A 14,456-nucleotide genomic window follows, 5' to 3' on the forward strand; every position below is an offset into this window, starting at 1 on the left:
GACCTCTGGGACTTCGGAGCCTTGTTCGCATCGTGCTGGATCGCCACGGTCTTTGCAACCGTTTGACCCAGCCTTGGAGTTGTCCTGTCGGGAGCTGCCTGATCGTTTCCCGCCGGTCGGCCCCGGGCGTCCCCGGAGCCGACCGTTCTCTTGGGTGACCGGGCTGCTGTCCCCTGCCGTCCGGTCACTTGACTGGAGCGAGGTCCCACGACGCACGGCACGATCCGTACGTCTCATCGCTCCAGTGAGCCACGCGTGGTTCTTTCGGGCCCGCCCCTGGCTGGCACGGACACCAGCACCAACGAAGCGCTTCGCGTCACGGTCACGCGCCGTACGGGTGAGGGCGGGACCGAACTCAGATGCGACCGCGGCACAGTTCGAGGAGCGTCATCGCGAGGGCGGTGCCCGGCTTGCCGAGGGCCTCCCGGAAGTGGTCCAGGATCTCCATCTCGCGGGAGAGGTTCACCCGGCGCCCGCCCGAGGCGATCCGGGCCTCCTGGATGACGGCCGAGACGGCCATCCGTTCCTGGATCAGACCGATGATCCGGTCGTCGAGCGAGTCGATGCGCTCCCTGGCACCGGTGATCACCGAGGCGGCCTCGTCGGTGCGGGCGCCGGTCTTCTCTGCCGCGGTGGTCTTCTCTGCTGCGGTGGCGGTCATGGCGGGGGTCTCCTGTACGGGGTGGGGGTGCCCCGGGGCGACACGGCCCGGAAACGACAGACGCCCCGGGCCTTGTCGGCCCGGGGCGCCTGGGAAGTCGCTTGTCAGTTGCTCAAGCAGCACGACCATGGCAGCCGGCGGGCCGGATGCCATAGGTAAAGAGGAAGGTCGGGTGCGTGAGCATGCGGTCAGTATGCCGTTCCCCACGGTGACCGCCAACCCGGTTCGCATCCTGAGACGCAATCCGCCGTCGGCCGCCCCGTTAGAATCGGTGGCACAGCCACTTTCAAGCCGCCGGAAGGCAACCCGTGTCACCAGCGACCCCCGCCGCCCCCGACACCGTTCTGGTCGTCGACTTCGGCGCGCAGTACGCCCAGCTCATCGCCCGTCGCGTCCGTGAGGCCCGGGTCTACAGCGAGATCGTGCCGAGCACCATGCCGGTGGCGGAGATGCTCGCCAAGAACCCGGCGGCGATCATCCTCTCCGGCGGCCCCTCGTCGGTCTACGAGGAGGGCGCCCCCCGCCTCGACCGCGCGCTCTTCGAGGCCGGCGTCCCCGTCTTCGGCATGTGCTACGGCTTCCAGCTGATGGCCCAGAGCCTCGGCGGCACCGTCGACAACACCGGCGCCCGCGAGTACGGCCGCACCGACCTGCATGTCTCCCGGACGTCCTCCACCCTCTTCGAGGGCACCCCGGCCGAGCAGCACGTCTGGATGTCGCACGGCGACGCCTGCTCCGCCGCCCCCGAGGGCTTCTCCGTCACGGCCTCCACGGACGTCGTCCCGGTCGCCGCCTTCGAGAACGACGAGAAGAAGCTCTACGGCGTCCAGTACCACCCCGAGGTCATGCACTCCACGCACGGGCAGCAGGTGCTGGAGCACTTCCTGTACCGCGGCGCCGGGCTCACCCCGTCGTGGACCACGGGCAATGTCATCGAGGAGCAGGTCGCGGCGATCCGCGAGCAGGTCGGCGACAAGCGCGCCATCTGCGGTCTGTCCGGCGGCGTCGACTCCGCCGTGGCGGCGGCCCTGGTCCAGAAGGCCATCGGCTCCCAGCTGACCTGCGTGTACGTCGACCACGGTCTGATGCGCAAGGGCGAGACCGAGCAGGTCGAGAAGGACTTCGTGGCGGCGACCGGCGTACAGCTGAAGGTCGTGGACGCCGAGGAGCGGTTCCTGAAGGCGCTGGCCGGGGTCTCCGACCCCGAGGAGAAGCGGAAGATCATCGGGCGCGAGTTCATCCGGGTCTTCGAGCAGGCGCAGGCCGAGATCATCGCGGACGCGGGTCCTGCGGTGGAGTTCCTGGTCCAGGGCACGCTGTACCCGGACGTGGTCGAGTCCGGCGGCGGCACCGGCACGGCGAACATCAAGTCGCACCACAACGTCGGCGGCCTCCCCGAGGACCTTGAGTTCAAGCTCATCGAGCCGCTGCGCAAGCTGTTCAAGGACGAGGTCCGCATGGTCGGCCAAGGGCTGGGCCTGCCGGAGGAGATCGTCCAGCGCCAGCCGTTCCCGGGCCCGGGCCTCGGTATCCGGATCGTCGGCGAGGTGACCAAGGAGCGGCTCGACCTGCTGCGCGAGGCCGACGCCATCGCCCGTGAGGAGCTCACCGCGGCCGGCCTCGACCGTGACATCTGGCAGTGCCCGGTGGTCCTGCTCGCGGACGTCCGCTCGGTCGGCGTCCAGGGTGACGGCCGCACCTACGGCCCCCCGATCGTCCTGCGCCCGGTCTCCTCCGAGGACGCCATGACGGCCGACTGGTCGCGCCTGCCGTACGACGTCCTGGCGAAGATCTCGACGCGGATCACGAACGAGGTGCGGGACGTCAACCGCGTGGTCCTCGACGTGACGTCGAAGCCGCCGGGCACGATCGAGTGGGAGTAAGGCCTACGTGCGCTTGATCAGGCGCAGGGGCTCGCCGGGCTTCCAGACTTGGAGGACGAGGTACTTGTCGTCCTCGACGTAGGTCCGCACGACCTCCGTCAGCTCGGCACGGAAGAGGTGGAACGGCTCCGGCGGTTCCACCTCTTCGCCGTATCGGGCCTTCTCCGCCGGGTCCTGGACCTCGACCGCCCGCCCGCTGATCCGGACGTCACCGCCGCCCATGCCGGTACCGTCCCCCGGGTTCGCCTGGAGCGCGAAGCGCGGGTCGCGGCGCAGGTCGAGCGCCTTGAGCGAGTCCGGCATCATGCCGAGCCAGAGCTCGCCGTTGAGGAAGCGGACCTCGAGGCCGGTGGTGCGCGGGGATCCGTCCTTGCGGAGGGTGGCGAGGATGTGGTGGGTGAAGGCGCCGAAGCGCTCCTCGATGAGCTCGGCGAGGTCGGGTTCGGCGGTGGTGAAGGTGGCCCAGCTGTTCGTCATACGACGAGTGTGGCGCCGAATCCCGACATCTTCTGTCTGCTATCCGGTGCCTTCAGACGCGTACGAACCGTTCCCGCCCCTGCTCGTCCCGCACCGGCGTGCAGCCCGCCGCAGTCAGACGCTGGGCCAGCTTGGCGCGGCGGGCCTCGTTCACGCGCAGGGTGATCAGCAGGAACGCCGGAGTCAGCGCGGCGAGCGTGAGCAGGACCGCGAACTTGCCGGTCAGCGCTGCCAGCAGCACGAACAACAGCGGGAACGCCCAGGACATGGTGATCAACTGCTTGCGGTTGGCGGCGGCGCCCAGGGCGTCGTACCGGATGAGCATCGTGATCAGGTCGACGTCCGGCTGTGCCTCGGGGACCGGCGTCAGCGAGCCCTGGTACATGCCGGGCACCGGGCCGCCCGCACCCGCTTGCGGGAACGCGGCCGCGTTGGCCGCCGCGCGCTGCTGGGCCCGCGGGTCGGCGTCCCGGACCAGACGGACGCACACGGACTTCTGCTTGCCGATGTGGCGCACGTCCGCGAACCGGAAGCCGTAGCACTCGGCGATGTACACGAGGGCGCCGAGGGTCTCCCACTCGGCGAAGGGGTGGACGAGCTCGACGACGTCCTGGGACGCGAGCTGCCGCATGAGGGCGGTGACGTGACGGTCGGCGAGGCTCACGGGGGCTCCTGGCTGAAAAATGCTGCTGAACTACTGATTCCGCATCCCAGACCGCCGAGTCCCTGAAAGGGTTGTGCGTCATCTTTACAACTCGGCCCTGCCCTTTTGCCCTGACCGGCGGTAACTTCCGGGCCGTAAAGGAACCAGTGCAGGAGGCTGCCACATGCTCGGGCCCACGCCGCCGCTTCCGCTCCCCACCGACCGGCTGCGCTTCGCCATGCCGCCGATGCACGAGTCGGTCGAGGACGAACGCCGGCACCGCAAGGAACGGCTCGCGGGCGCGCTGCGGATCTTCGGGCGCCTCGGCTTCGAGGACGGGGTCTCGGGGCACATCACCGCGCGCGATCCGGAGTTCAGCGACTGCTTCTGGGTGAACCCCTTCGGGATGCCCTTCAAGCACGTCACCGTCAGCGATCTGGTGCTGGCCAACTCGGACGGACAGGTCGTCGAGGGCCGCTATCACGTCAACCAGGCCGCCTTCACCGTCCACGCCCAGGTGCACGCCGCCCGCCCCGATGTCGTCGCCGTCGCCCACTGTCACTCCGTGCACGGCCGCGCGCTCGCGGCCCTCGGCGAGCTCCTCGACCCGATCACCCAGGAGAGCTGCGCCTTCTACGAGGACATCGCCCTGTACGACGCCTACAGCGGTGTCGCCGTCGACGCTGCGCAGGGCCGTCGTATCGCCGCCGCGCTCGGCTCGAACAAGGCGCTCGTGCTGCGCAACCACGGGCTGCTGACCGTGGGGGACTCGGTGGACGCGGCGGCCTGGTGGTTTCTGTCGCTGGAGCGCTCCTGTCAGGTGCAGCTGACCGCGAAGGCGGCGGGCCGGCCGGTGCTGATCGACCACAAGGCGGCGGTGGCGACGCGGGAGCAGCTCGGCGGGGATCTGGTGGCGTGGATCAACTATCAGCCGTTGTGGCAGGACGTGAGCCGGAGCGAGCCGGACCTGCTGAGCTAGAAGCCCCTGAGCACGGCTGCCTTGGTCATCGCGAACTCCTCGTCCGTGAGCACTCCGTCCCGGTACAGCTCGCCCAACTCGCGCAGCCTGCGCAGGAGTACGTCGTGATGGTCGGCCGACGGCGGTACGGCCGCGGTGAGCCGGCGGTCGCGTTCCGCGTACTCCACACCCGTGCGGGTGGAGGGGTGCGGGAGGCGGGCGGTCACGGCGGTGGCGACGAGCGCGGTGAGCAGGTCGCGGCGGGCGCTGCCCCACAGGTCGAGGGCGTAGGGGTCCTTCTCCGGCGGGAGCTTGGAGAACGTCGTCTCCCGGGTCACGAAGCGCAGGAAGCCGTCCTCGTAGCCGGAGTTGGGCAGCCACTCGACCCCGACGACATCGGCGATGTTGATGATCCGGGGCCCGGTGGCCCGTTTGACCCGGTCGGAGGTGTCGGCCCAGTCGATGCGCACCTGGATGCCGTCGAAGGAGACCGTGCCGTCGGAGGAACGGACCGACACCGGCACCGGGGGACCGGGCAGCAGATAGGCCTTGGTGGGATCGTTCGGGATCTGGTCCAGCAGCAGGGAGCGGCGGATCTCCTCGGCCACGTACTCGGCGACCCCGGCGCGGTCGACGTCCACCGCCAGCCGGTACGGGTCCGCCGGATCGGGCAGCCGCCCGCCGGTCGCGTGCAGCAGCGGGTCGGCGCCTTCGCGCAGGCGCATCCGCAGCCGTCCGCGCTTGCGTTCGGGTTCGAAGACGACCCCGGCGACGGCCTCCAGCGGTACGGCGATCTCCCCGTACGTCTGCCGGAACAGCGGCACCGATCGGTGCAGACCCGGCGTGATCCTGACCGTGGTGCCGTCGAAGGCCCAGGTCCCGTCGCGCTGGATGATCTCGGCCATAGGGGAATTCTCCCAGCCGGGTCAACACGGCGGCCCGCACATCACTCCCGACAGGCCTTCCGCGGACCGGACCTGGCGAGGTGGCCCGGGGTGGTGTAGGGCACAATTCGCTGTCGTCGCACTGGAGTTGTGGCGGTACTGGAGCGCGGGAAGGCGGGCGTCGGACGTGGCGGTGCAGGAGGCGAGACAGGGCTCGGACACGGGTGTCCACGCGGGTGGCTGCACCTGCGGGGACTGTCCGCACGGGGCGCGTGCGGGGCACCGGCGCGCGGTGGCCGAATTCCTGCTGAAGCGGGACGAGTTCGCGGCCGGGCAGGGGCTGCCCGCGGCGGTCGCCCACTCGGCGTCGGCGTCCCGGCAGTGGGTCTCGGAGGAGCTCACCCAGTCCGCCGAACTGGTCGCCGAACGCGGCCGCGCCGAGGGCGAGGCCTGGCTGGCCCGCCTGTGGCGCCGTACCGCGTACACGGTATGGGCCCTGGTCGTCGCCCTGCTCCTCGTGCAGGCGCTCACCGCGATCGGCGCGGGCTGGACGAGCGCCCGTACGGCCGGACTGCTGGCGGCGGTGGTGACCGCGGGCGGGCTGACGGCGGCCTCGTGGTTCCACCGCGCCCGGGGCGGCGCGCTCGCCCCCGTCATCGGCGAGGACAACCGGCTGTCCACCTCCCGCGCGGTGGCCGCGGCGTGGGTGCTGTTCATGGCGTACGCGGTGCTGGTCCTGGTGGGCCGCCTCGCAGCGGCCTCCGACCCCGCCGAACGCGACGCCCTGATCTCCGGCCTCGAACTCGCCCGCGGGGTCGGTGTGGTGACCGTCCTCGCGGTGGTCTGCGCCCTTGCGGTGCTGGTGCGCCGGGTGGTGGGCCTGCGGGTGCTGGGCCAACGCCTGCAGAAGGTACGCGCGGACCGCCCCCGGGCCTCCGACCTCCTGACGGACGACGCGGGCCGGGGAACCTTCGCCGACATCCAGTACGTGGTGATCAGCGCGGTGGCCCTCCTGTTCGCCGCGGTACGCCTCGCCCGCCGCCCCGACCAACTCCCCGACCTCCCCTGGGGCCTGGCGGTGGTCGTCCTGATCTCCTCGGCGACCTACCTGGCCGGCAAGTACGCCGAGGGCGGCCGCCCGGTGATCCTCTCCGTGGTCCGCTCCCGCGAGGCCGGCGACCTCGACGGCCCGATCCGCACGGGCGACGACATCGAGATCCGCGGCGCCGGCTTCGTCCCACCCGGCGCGGGCACGGCCGACCGCCTCTCCCGCATGGTCGTCCGCATCGGCCCCGTCAACGTCCACGTCCCCCTGGTCCCGGTCACCGGAGGCTTCAGCAACCCGACAGACACGGTCCTGACGGTCCCGGTCCCCGCGGATGTGGAGCCGGGACGGGTGGAGGTGCAGGTGGTGACGGTCGCGGGGGTGGAGACGGGGCGGTACGCGATCGATGTGACGGAGTGACCGCGCCTCCGGCAATACTGACCGCGCCTGCGTCAATGAGGGCGGGGGCGAAAAACCGTCAAGCCGGAGAAAATGGTCCGGTCAGGATTGAGCGGGCCCCGGTCGGTGTACGTATCGTCCCTTGAGGGGCACGTCCCGATGGGCGAGAGGCGGCACCGATGACTCATGGCTTCCGTACCGACACACATGACCCCTATCTGGACGGCGGCCACGACTGGCGGGACCTGGCCACCCGCTACGCCCTCCTCCCTCTCCGTATCTTCCTGGGCGTCACCTTCATCTACGCCTCCCTCGACAAACTCACCGACAGCTCCTTCCTGAAGGACTCCGGCTCGGGCTCCATCGGCGACATGATGCGCGCCGTCCGCGACTCCTCCGCCATCCCCTCCCTGGTCGACACCGCCCTCGACAACCCCGTCGCCTTCGGCTACGCCATCGCCTTCGGCGAGTTGGCCGTCGGCATCGGCACCCTCCTCGGCCTGTTCGCCCGCATCGCCGCCCTCGGCGGCGCCCTGATCTCGCTCAGCCTGTGGCTGACGGTGAGCTGGGCCACGGACCCCTACTACTACGGCAACGACCTCGCCTACCTGATGGCCTGGCTCCCCCTGGTCCTCGCCGGCGCCCCCTACCTCTCGCTGGACGCCATGCTCCGCGCCCGCAAACGGCAGCGCCTCGGCTACCAGTAGGAGGAGGCGAAGGGCACGGCGCCCCCGGTCACCGCGAAGCCTCCCGCTCGGCCTGCGTCGGCGTCGCCGCGGAACCGCCTCCCCTACGGCCCACCCGGCGACGCCTGCGTATGCCCCGCGTCACCAGCGCCACCGCACCCGCCAGACACATCCCCGCCACCACCACCGGGATCACCACGAACCACGGCGTCTCCCAGGCCCCGCCCGCGTCACCGGCGTAGATGACACCCGCGAGAGTCAGGAAGGCACCCGTCACCAGCCGCCCGGGCTGGAACTCATGACGCAGCACGGCTCACCTCCGCCTGTCCCACACCGACATTGAGGTCGAGCTCGACGGTGCCCGCGGCCTCGGCGCTCTTGGCCGGCTTCAGCGTGACGACCTTGTGCTTGCCCGGTGCCACATCCACGTCCTGCTCGTCGTCGCCGGGCAGTTGGATGTCTCCCACGCCCACGTCGATGCTCACCTTCACCGTCACCTCCGGGGGCACGATCACCTTCAGCTGTCCGACGCCCACCTCGGCGCTCGTCGTCACCGTCTTCCCCTCGGCGACGTCCAGACGGCTCAGATCGAGCGTGCCGACACCGGTGCCGAGGTCGTACCGCGGCTGGACGGCCGCCACGGTGGCCGGCTTCCAGGTCGTGCGTATCCACTCGGTGCCGATGTCCTTGGGCAGGGCGGCCGAGGCGGCCAGCAGTCCCGCGGTGACGACCGCCAGGAAGACCGACCCGGCTCCCGTGCGCCCCAGGAACGCGCTGACCGCGATGCCTGTGCCGAACACGATCAGCGCACAGGCGAGCCCGGTCTGGAGGCTGGTGCCGAGCGGGTGCTCGTCCCAGGTCAGGCCGGTGCCGAGGCCGCCCGCGACCAGGGCCAGCAGCAGCACCCAGCCGCCGATCCAGCGGGGGCCGCGCGGTTTCGGCGGCTCGGTTCGCCGGGCGCGCAGATCCTCGCGGCCGTGGCTGTGGGTGCCGAGGCTGATGTTGACGGCCGCCGCGATGTCCCGGTCGCGGGAGTCCCGCGGGCCCCACAGATATCCGGTGCCGCCGTCATGGGTACCGTCCTTGACGATGGGCTCGCGCCACCAGGAAAGGTAGGCGGCGGGCACCGGGGGCGCCTGGGCCTCCGGCGGGGCGTCGGCGACGGCCTGCGCGGCGAGTGGATCGGGGTCGGCGCCGCCGCGCTGCCGCGACCAGTACCCGGCGCCCGCGAGGAGCAGGGAGAGTATGACGGCGAAGGACAGCACCCCGCCGTTGCTCAGCATGGTCAGGAGCACCCCGCAGCCGACCAGCGCGAACAGCACCGCCGTCAGCGCCTGGCCGTCGACCCGGCCGGTGAGCAGCTTGCGCACCTCGTTCTCCTCCTCGTCCTCGTACGGGACGAGGAGCCAGGCGAAGCCGTAGAAGATCAGGCCGAGGCCGCCGGTCGCGGAGAGCACCGTCAGTGTGATCCGGAAGATCACCGGATCCATGTCGCACTGCCGTCCGAGCCCCGCGCACACCCCGGCGAGCATCTTGTGCCGCCGGTCCCGGCGGAACCGGCCGGGCGGCTCGGCGACTCCTCCCTCTTCCCGCGCGCCCGCCCGCCCGTGTGCACGCGAGCCCCCGCCCGCGCCGGGAGCGGAGTCCGCGGCGGGCGCGGCATCCTGCGGCCCGGTGCCCGCGGCGGGGCCCGGGCCGGAGCCGGGCCCCGGACCCGTCGCGGCGTGCTCGTGATCAGTCATGCGTCCATGGTGACGGGCGCGGCGCCCCGGCGGCAGTGGGAACGACCCTGGCCGGACCCTGATATCGCCCCCGAGCCGCCGCCCGGGACGTGTTCGAGACGGCGGCGGCCCGAAGATCGGGGGAGTCTCGGGGGTGAACCCTGATGCTCCGCTGCGCCGACCGTGTGACCATCGATGGCATGTCGGAAGCCGCAGCAGCGCCCCTCGCCGAACCGCGGCCGCCGCGCAAGCTCTACCGCAGCAGCGACGGACGCTGGCTCGGCGGTGTGGCGCGGGGGCTCGCCGGGCATCTCGGGCTGCCCGTGATCTGGGTGCGGCTCGTCTTCGTCGGCCTGTTCATGGCGGACGGCCTCGGCGCGCTGCTGTACGCCGCGTTCTGGTTCTTCGTGCCGCTCGGCGTCGGAGGTGTCGCGGGGCAGCGGCCGCCCTCCCTCGTCAGCACCGAGACCTCGGCGGACGGCCGCCGCAGACTCGTCGCCCGCAAGCCGGACAAGGGCCAGATCGTCGCCCTGCTCCTCATGGTCGTGGTGGCCATGGTCTTCGTGGGCAGTGTCGACGTCGGCCGTGGCGCCCAGGCCTATCTCTGGCCCGCCGTACTGGTCAGCGCGGGCGTCGCCCTGGTCTGGCGGCAGGCGGACAACGCCCGTCGGGCCCGCTGGATGGAGGTCGGCCGCCGTCGGCGCACCCTGACCCTGCTGCGCGCAGCCGGCGGAGTGCTGCTGGTCACCGCCGGTGTCTCCGGCATCTTCGTGCTCCAGGGCTCCGCCGCCCACCTCGGCTCGGTGCTCCAGGCGGCCCTCGCGGTCCTCGTCGGGATAACGCTCCTCGCGGGCCCGTACCTCGTCCGCATGACCCAGGACCTCTCCGAGGAGCGCCTGATGCGCATCCGCGCCCAGGAGCGCGCGGAGGTCGCCGCCCATGTCCATGACTCGGTGCTGCACACCCTGACCCTGATCCAGCGCAACGCGGAGAACGCCGGCGAGGTGCGCCGTCTCGCCCGCGCCCAGGAGCGTGATCTGCGCACCTGGCTCTACAAGCCCGAGGGCACCGGCAAGGACGAGGCCGACGAGCCCGACACCCTCGCCGACGCGGTCCGGCGCAACGCCGCCGAGGTGGAGGACAAGCACGGCGTCCCGATAGAGGTCGTGGTGGTCGGCGACTGCCCGCTCGACGAGAAGATCGGCGCCCAGATGCAGGCGGCGCGCGAAGCGATGGTGAACGCCGCCAAGTACGGTGGCGAGGGCGGCGCCGTACAGGTCTACGCCGAGGTCGAGGGGAAGACGGTCTTCGTGTCCGTCCGGGACCGTGGCCCCGGCTTCGACCTCGACTCGATACCCGCCGACCGCATGGGCGTCAGAGAATCGATCATCGGCCGCATGGAGCGCAACGGCGGCACGGCGCGGCTGCGCGCGGTGCCCGACGGCGGCACGGAGGTCGAACTGGAGATGGAGAGGGCGGAGAAGACGTCATGAGCGACGAGGTGAACGGTACGGCGGAGGCCACCGGCAGCGCGGGTGAGCGCCGGGTGCGTGTGGTCCTCGTCGACGACCACCGTATGTTCCGTACGGGAGTCCAGGCCGAGATCGGCCAGACCGAGCAGACCGGCGTCGAGGTCGTCGGCGAGGCCGCGGACGTCGACCAGGCGGTCACGGTCATCACCGCGACCCGGCCCGAGGTCGTGCTCCTCGATGTGCATCTGCCGGGCGGCGGCGGGGTCGAAGTGCTGCGCCGCTGCGCCCCGTTGATGGCCGACGCCGAAGAGCCCGTCCGCTTCCTCGCCCTGTCCGTCTCGGACGCCGCGGAGGATGTGATCGGCGTGATCCGGGGCGGTGCGCGGGGCTATGTGACCAAGACGATCACCGGCACCGACCTGGTCGACTCCATCTTCCGGGTCCAGGAGGGCGACGCGGTGTTCTCGCCGCGGCTGGCCGGCTTCGTCCTCGACGCCTTCGCCTCCACCGACGCCCCGCCCGTCGACGAGGACCTGGACCGCCTCACCCAGCGCGAGCGCGAGGTGCTGCGGCTCATCGCCCGTGGCTATGCCTACAAGGAGATCGCCAAGCAGCTCTTCATCTCGGTGAAGACGGTCGAGTCCCATGTCTCGGCGGTGCTGCGCAAGCTCCAGCTCTCCAACCGGCATGAGCTGACCCGGTGGGCGACGGCCCGACGGCTGGTGTGAGGGCCGCCCCTCATACCAGCCGGGTCGCCCCCGCGAACGGCATCTCGGTGATCGGCGCCAGCCGTACCGGGGCGGACGGGTTCGGGGCGTGGATCATCTGGCCGTTGCCGACGTAGATGCCGACATGGCTGATGCCGGTGTAGAAGAACACCAGGTCGCCCGGGAGGAGTTCGGAGCGGGAGACCCGGCGGCCGGCGTCGATCTGGGCGTAGGTCGTGCGGGGCAGTGAGACACCGGCCGCGCGGTAGGCGGCCTGGGTGAGGCCCGAGCAGTCGAAGGCGTCGGGGCCTGTCGCGCCCCACACATAGGGGCTGCCGAGCTTCTGGTAGGCGTAGGCGACGGCGTCCGCCGCACGGGAGTTGGGGGCCTGGGTGGTGACGGCCCCGGGGGCCGCGAGCCCTTCTCGCGCACTCGACACCGAGCGGGAGGCACGATCGGCACCCCCGTCGAGCCCCGCGCGCTCCTCGGCCGACAGCCGGGACAGCAGCCGGTTCGCGGCGTCCAGCGTCCCGGTGATCGTCTGCTTGTGCCGTTTCAGCTCCGCCTGGCGTGACTTAAGCGAGGTCAGTTCGATGTGCGCGGCCCCGCGCAATTGCTCGATCTCGCGGAGCTGTTTGCGTACGTCGGCGACGGAGGCGGCCTGCCGGGTGCCGAGGCGCCCGACGAACTCGGCGCCGTCCAGATACCGCTCGGGGTCGTCGGAGAGGGTGAGCTGCAGGGCGGGGTCGAGACCGCCGTCGCGGTACTGAGCCGCGGCCATCGAACCGAGCGTGCCCCGCGCCGAGTTGAGCTCGTCGGTCTTGCGGGCCGCCTCGTCGCGCAGCGACTTCAGCCGTCCCTCGGCCGCGTCCGCCTTCTCCTTCGCGCCGTTGTACTTCTCGGTGGCGGCCTCCGCCTCCTGGTACAGCCGGTCCACCTTCGCCTTGACCTGCGTCGGTGTCAGTTCGGGCTCGGCGTGCCCGGTCCCGTCGAAGCCCGTCGCGGTCGCCGCGCCCGCGAGGGCGACCGTGGCGGCCGTACGGACGGTGTTGCCGCCGGCCGAGCGCTGTCGGGGCTTGCGGTGCGCTGCCACGTGGACTGCACGTCCTTTCGCACGACTCCTTATGGCCGCCTGGTGACGCGTCCGGCGGCGGCCCGCACAGGGGGAGCAGGCCGCCGCCGGACCTTCTCGGCGGTGGTGTCCGACTGCCGCCCCTGGCCCGGGCGGCGGTGGGGAGCCGGTCACCTGGTGGAGGACGCTAGACCTGGATGTGTCGGGTTGGTAACGCGTTGTGCGGAACTGCCATGAGGGGATCGCCGGGTGACCGTATGTGACCGTGATCCGCGAACGGGGCGGTCGCCTTCACACTGCGCGATGACCGAAGCGGTGGTTTCCGGGGCGCGTGGGGGCGGCGGGGTGCTATGGCGCGCATATATGCAAGATCCTTCGGGCGGGGACGGCGGGCCGGTGTCGGACGCCCCAGGCACCCCTGATTAGGCTCCGGCCTCATGGACGTACTCATCCATCTCTTCGTCGGCCTGCACATCATCGGCATCGCCTCCCTCCTGGGCGGATTCCTCACCCAGATGAAGGCGATGGGCCAGGGCACCGCCCGGTTCGTGCCGGCGATGCTGCACGGTGCGCTGACGATGCTGGTCACCGGGGTGATCCTGGTCGGGCTCAACCAGGCGGACGACCAGACCGTCAACAACGTCAAGATCGGCGTGAAGCTGGCCCTGCTGATCGTGATCCTCGGTCTCGTCTATGTGAAGCGGGACGACGAGAAGGTGGACAAGAACCTGTTCGGTCTTGTGGGGCTGCTCACCACGGCGAACATCTTCATCGCGGTGCTGTGGACGTGAGGTCGGCGTCCTCGGCCGCGGCGGACACGGGGTAGGCGCGCGCCGCCCGCACCGCCCCCATGGCGACGGCGAGCCAAGCGGCCACCGCGATCCACAGCAGGACCTCGCCGGGGGTCTCCAGCCACGAGACGTCGAGTGCGGCGGCGACCGACAGTGTCGCCGCCGCGGTCATGCCCAGCGGGAACACGGTCGCCCAGCGGCGGACGTCGTAGCGGGTCCGCGGCCTGATCACCTCGGACGCGAGGAGTACGGCGTACCAGGCGAGGTCGAGCACCAGCAGGGCGACGGTGACCGTGCGCAGGACGTCGTCGGCGTCCTCGTTCCACAGGTACAGGCGCGCGCTGTCGGCGGCGATCAGCTTGGACCCGGCGAGCGCGGAGATGGCCACGGCGCCGCCCGCGACCCACTGGTCCCCGGCGCCCTCGAACACCTGGCGCAGATCGAAGCACGTGAGGGCGACGACGTAGAGGACCAGGCCGAGCCAGAACAGCACCAGGGCCGCGTGCGCGAGCCAGGCCGTCGACTCCGCCGCGGCGAGCGTCGCGCCGAGTACGGCGAGGCCCTGCGTGGCCACACAGCCCAGGAACACCGCGCCGGGCATACCGCGGCGCCAGTGGGTCACGACGACGTGGAACAGGCCCGACCACAACAGGGCGGCCAGCGCCAGCAGGGCACCGGCCAGGGTCTGCCACCCCTCGACGGAAAAGCGGGTGCCGAGCACGGTCGTCGCCGCGACGGCGGTGAGCGCGGCGGGGGTACCGGCCTCCTTCCGCCATCGCTCCGGCTGCCACAGCAGCCGTACGACGAAGTCCGCGGCGAGCCCCAGCCAGGCCAGGCAGGCCAGGGCCAGGGCGATCAGGGAGAGGACCTCGTACCCGGCGAGGTGCAGACCGACCGACACAATGCCGGTCGCCATCACCGCGGCCCTGGCCGCCGGAGGGCGCAGCGCCCACCAGGTGCGAAGCGAGCGAAGCGCAGAGGAGCCGGACATGCGCCGATGCTAAGGAGCGGGGCGCGTGTTACCTGGGGGGCACGCGCGCGGGGGCGACGAATTGCC

At 71.4% G+C, this 14,456-nt stretch carries 15 protein-coding genes; 7 read left to right on the plus strand and 8 right to left on the minus strand.

The genetic code is table 11. From position 1 onward, the window contains the following. Positions 1-355 precede the first annotated feature (355 nt). The gene (locus H4N64_RS06875; RefSeq protein ID WP_186281191.1) at positions 356-661 is read right to left on the minus strand and encodes a chorismate mutase; all 306 of its coding nucleotides are present in this window, start codon (positions 659-661) and stop codon (positions 356-358) included. Positions 662-969: 308 nt separating this feature from the next. Between H4N64_RS06875 and guaA the strand changes: the two genes are divergently transcribed. Further along, positions 970-2,544 (plus strand): glutamine-hydrolyzing GMP synthase, encoded by a 1,575-nt coding sequence (gene guaA, locus H4N64_RS06880; protein ID WP_186281192.1) that lies wholly within the window; start codon positions 970-972, stop codon positions 2,542-2,544. Positions 2,545-2,547: 3 nt separating this feature from the next. Here the strand turns inward: guaA and H4N64_RS06885 are convergent, their stop codons facing one another. Beyond that, positions 2,548-3,021, minus strand: coding sequence for a pyridoxamine 5'-phosphate oxidase family protein (locus tag H4N64_RS06885; RefSeq protein ID WP_186281193.1), 474 nt, complete (start codon positions 3,019-3,021; stop codon positions 2,548-2,550). Between the two features lie 52 nt (positions 3,022-3,073). Next, on the minus strand, positions 3,074-3,685 hold the full coding sequence (locus H4N64_RS06890) for a hypothetical protein (protein ID WP_186281194.1): 612 nt from the start codon (positions 3,683-3,685) through the stop codon (positions 3,074-3,076). A 163-nt stretch (positions 3,686-3,848) separates the two neighbouring features. Between H4N64_RS06890 and H4N64_RS06895 the strand changes: the two genes are divergently transcribed. Further along, positions 3,849-4,643 (plus strand): class II aldolase/adducin family protein, encoded by a 795-nt coding sequence (locus H4N64_RS06895; RefSeq protein ID WP_186281195.1) that lies wholly within the window; start codon positions 3,849-3,851, stop codon positions 4,641-4,643. Here the strand turns inward: H4N64_RS06895 and H4N64_RS06900 are convergent. Further along, positions 4,640-5,527 (minus strand): DUF4429 domain-containing protein, encoded by an 888-nt coding sequence (locus H4N64_RS06900; protein WP_186281196.1) that lies wholly within the window; start codon positions 5,525-5,527, stop codon positions 4,640-4,642. The genes H4N64_RS06895 and H4N64_RS06900 overlap by 4 nt on opposite strands. 166 nt (positions 5,528-5,693) lie before the next feature. On the opposite strand from H4N64_RS06900, the gene H4N64_RS06905 reads away from it, so the two are divergent. After that, positions 5,694-6,971: a hypothetical protein gene (locus H4N64_RS06905; RefSeq protein ID WP_186281197.1), complete on the plus strand. Its 1,278-nt coding sequence runs from the start codon at positions 5,694-5,696 to the stop codon at positions 6,969-6,971. A 158-nt stretch (positions 6,972-7,129) separates the two neighbouring features. Then, entirely contained in the window at positions 7,130-7,657 is a 528-nt protein-coding gene (locus H4N64_RS06910) for a DoxX family protein (RefSeq protein WP_186281198.1), read from the plus strand. 28 nt (positions 7,658-7,685) lie between these two features. On the opposite strand, the gene H4N64_RS06915 is transcribed toward H4N64_RS06910, so the two are convergent. After that, a complete protein-coding gene (locus H4N64_RS06915) occupies positions 7,686-7,946 on the minus strand; it encodes a hypothetical protein (protein WP_186281199.1) in 261 nt (86 codons plus the stop codon). Then, complete coding sequence (locus H4N64_RS06920; RefSeq protein WP_186281200.1) at positions 7,933-9,378, minus strand: PspC domain-containing protein; 1,446 nt, start codon at positions 9,376-9,378, stop codon at positions 7,933-7,935. The genes H4N64_RS06915 and H4N64_RS06920 overlap by 14 nt, the downstream gene beginning before the upstream one ends. A 179-nt stretch (positions 9,379-9,557) precedes the next feature. On the opposite strand from H4N64_RS06920, the gene H4N64_RS06925 reads away from it, so the two are divergent. Continuing rightward, positions 9,558-10,850, plus strand: coding sequence for an ATP-binding protein (locus H4N64_RS06925; protein ID WP_186281201.1), 1,293 nt, complete (start codon positions 9,558-9,560; stop codon positions 10,848-10,850). Then, positions 10,847-11,557, plus strand: coding sequence for a LuxR C-terminal-related transcriptional regulator (locus tag H4N64_RS06930; protein WP_186281202.1), 711 nt, complete (start codon positions 10,847-10,849; stop codon positions 11,555-11,557). The genes H4N64_RS06925 and H4N64_RS06930 overlap by 4 nt, the downstream gene beginning before the upstream one ends. Positions 11,558-11,567: 10 nt before the next feature. On the opposite strand, the gene H4N64_RS06935 is transcribed toward H4N64_RS06930, so the two are convergent. After that, positions 11,568-12,629, minus strand: coding sequence for an NlpC/P60 family protein (locus H4N64_RS06935; protein WP_186281203.1), 1,062 nt, complete (start codon positions 12,627-12,629; stop codon positions 11,568-11,570). 416 nt (positions 12,630-13,045) lie between these two features. On the opposite strand from H4N64_RS06935, the gene H4N64_RS06940 reads away from it, so the two are divergent. Beyond that, positions 13,046-13,399: a hypothetical protein gene (locus tag H4N64_RS06940; protein ID WP_186281204.1), complete on the plus strand. Its 354-nt coding sequence runs from the start codon at positions 13,046-13,048 to the stop codon at positions 13,397-13,399. On the opposite strand, the gene H4N64_RS06945 is transcribed toward H4N64_RS06940, so the two are convergent. Further along, positions 13,377-14,390 (minus strand): tellurite resistance/C4-dicarboxylate transporter family protein, encoded by a 1,014-nt coding sequence (locus H4N64_RS06945; protein WP_186281205.1) that lies wholly within the window; start codon positions 14,388-14,390, stop codon positions 13,377-13,379. The two genes, H4N64_RS06940 and H4N64_RS06945, sit on opposite strands and share 23 nt — an antisense overlap. Positions 14,391-14,456: the final 66 nt, after the last annotated feature.

Origin of the sequence: Streptomyces cupreus, assembly GCF_014257025.1 — a bacterium.
Lineage (GTDB): Bacteria > Actinomycetota > Actinomycetes > Streptomycetales > Streptomycetaceae > Streptomyces > Streptomyces cupreus.

Coding starts and splice junctions, on each gene's coding strand:
- H4N64_RS06910 (WP_186281198.1), top strand. CDS start 7,130: ATGACTCATGGCTTCCGTACCGACACACATGACCCCTATCTGGACGGC.
- H4N64_RS06945 (WP_186281205.1), bottom strand. CDS start 14,390: ATGTCCGGCTCCTCTGCGCTTCGCTCGCTTCGCACCTGGTGGGCGCTG.
- H4N64_RS06875 (WP_186281191.1), bottom strand. CDS start 661: ATGACCGCCACCGCAGCAGAGAAGACCACCGCGGCAGAGAAGACCGGC.
- H4N64_RS06940 (WP_186281204.1), top strand. CDS start 13,046: ATGGACGTACTCATCCATCTCTTCGTCGGCCTGCACATCATCGGCATC.
- H4N64_RS06900 (WP_186281196.1), bottom strand. CDS start 5,527: ATGGCCGAGATCATCCAGCGCGACGGGACCTGGGCCTTCGACGGCACC.
- H4N64_RS06925 (WP_186281201.1), top strand. CDS start 9,558: ATGTCGGAAGCCGCAGCAGCGCCCCTCGCCGAACCGCGGCCGCCGCGC.
- H4N64_RS06895 (WP_186281195.1), top strand. CDS start 3,849: ATGCTCGGGCCCACGCCGCCGCTTCCGCTCCCCACCGACCGGCTGCGC.
- H4N64_RS06920 (WP_186281200.1), bottom strand. CDS start 9,378: ATGACTGATCACGAGCACGCCGCGACGGGTCCGGGGCCCGGCTCCGGC.
- H4N64_RS06885 (WP_186281193.1), bottom strand. CDS start 3,021: ATGACGAACAGCTGGGCCACCTTCACCACCGCCGAACCCGACCTCGCC.
- H4N64_RS06930 (WP_186281202.1), top strand. CDS start 10,847: ATGAGCGACGAGGTGAACGGTACGGCGGAGGCCACCGGCAGCGCGGGT.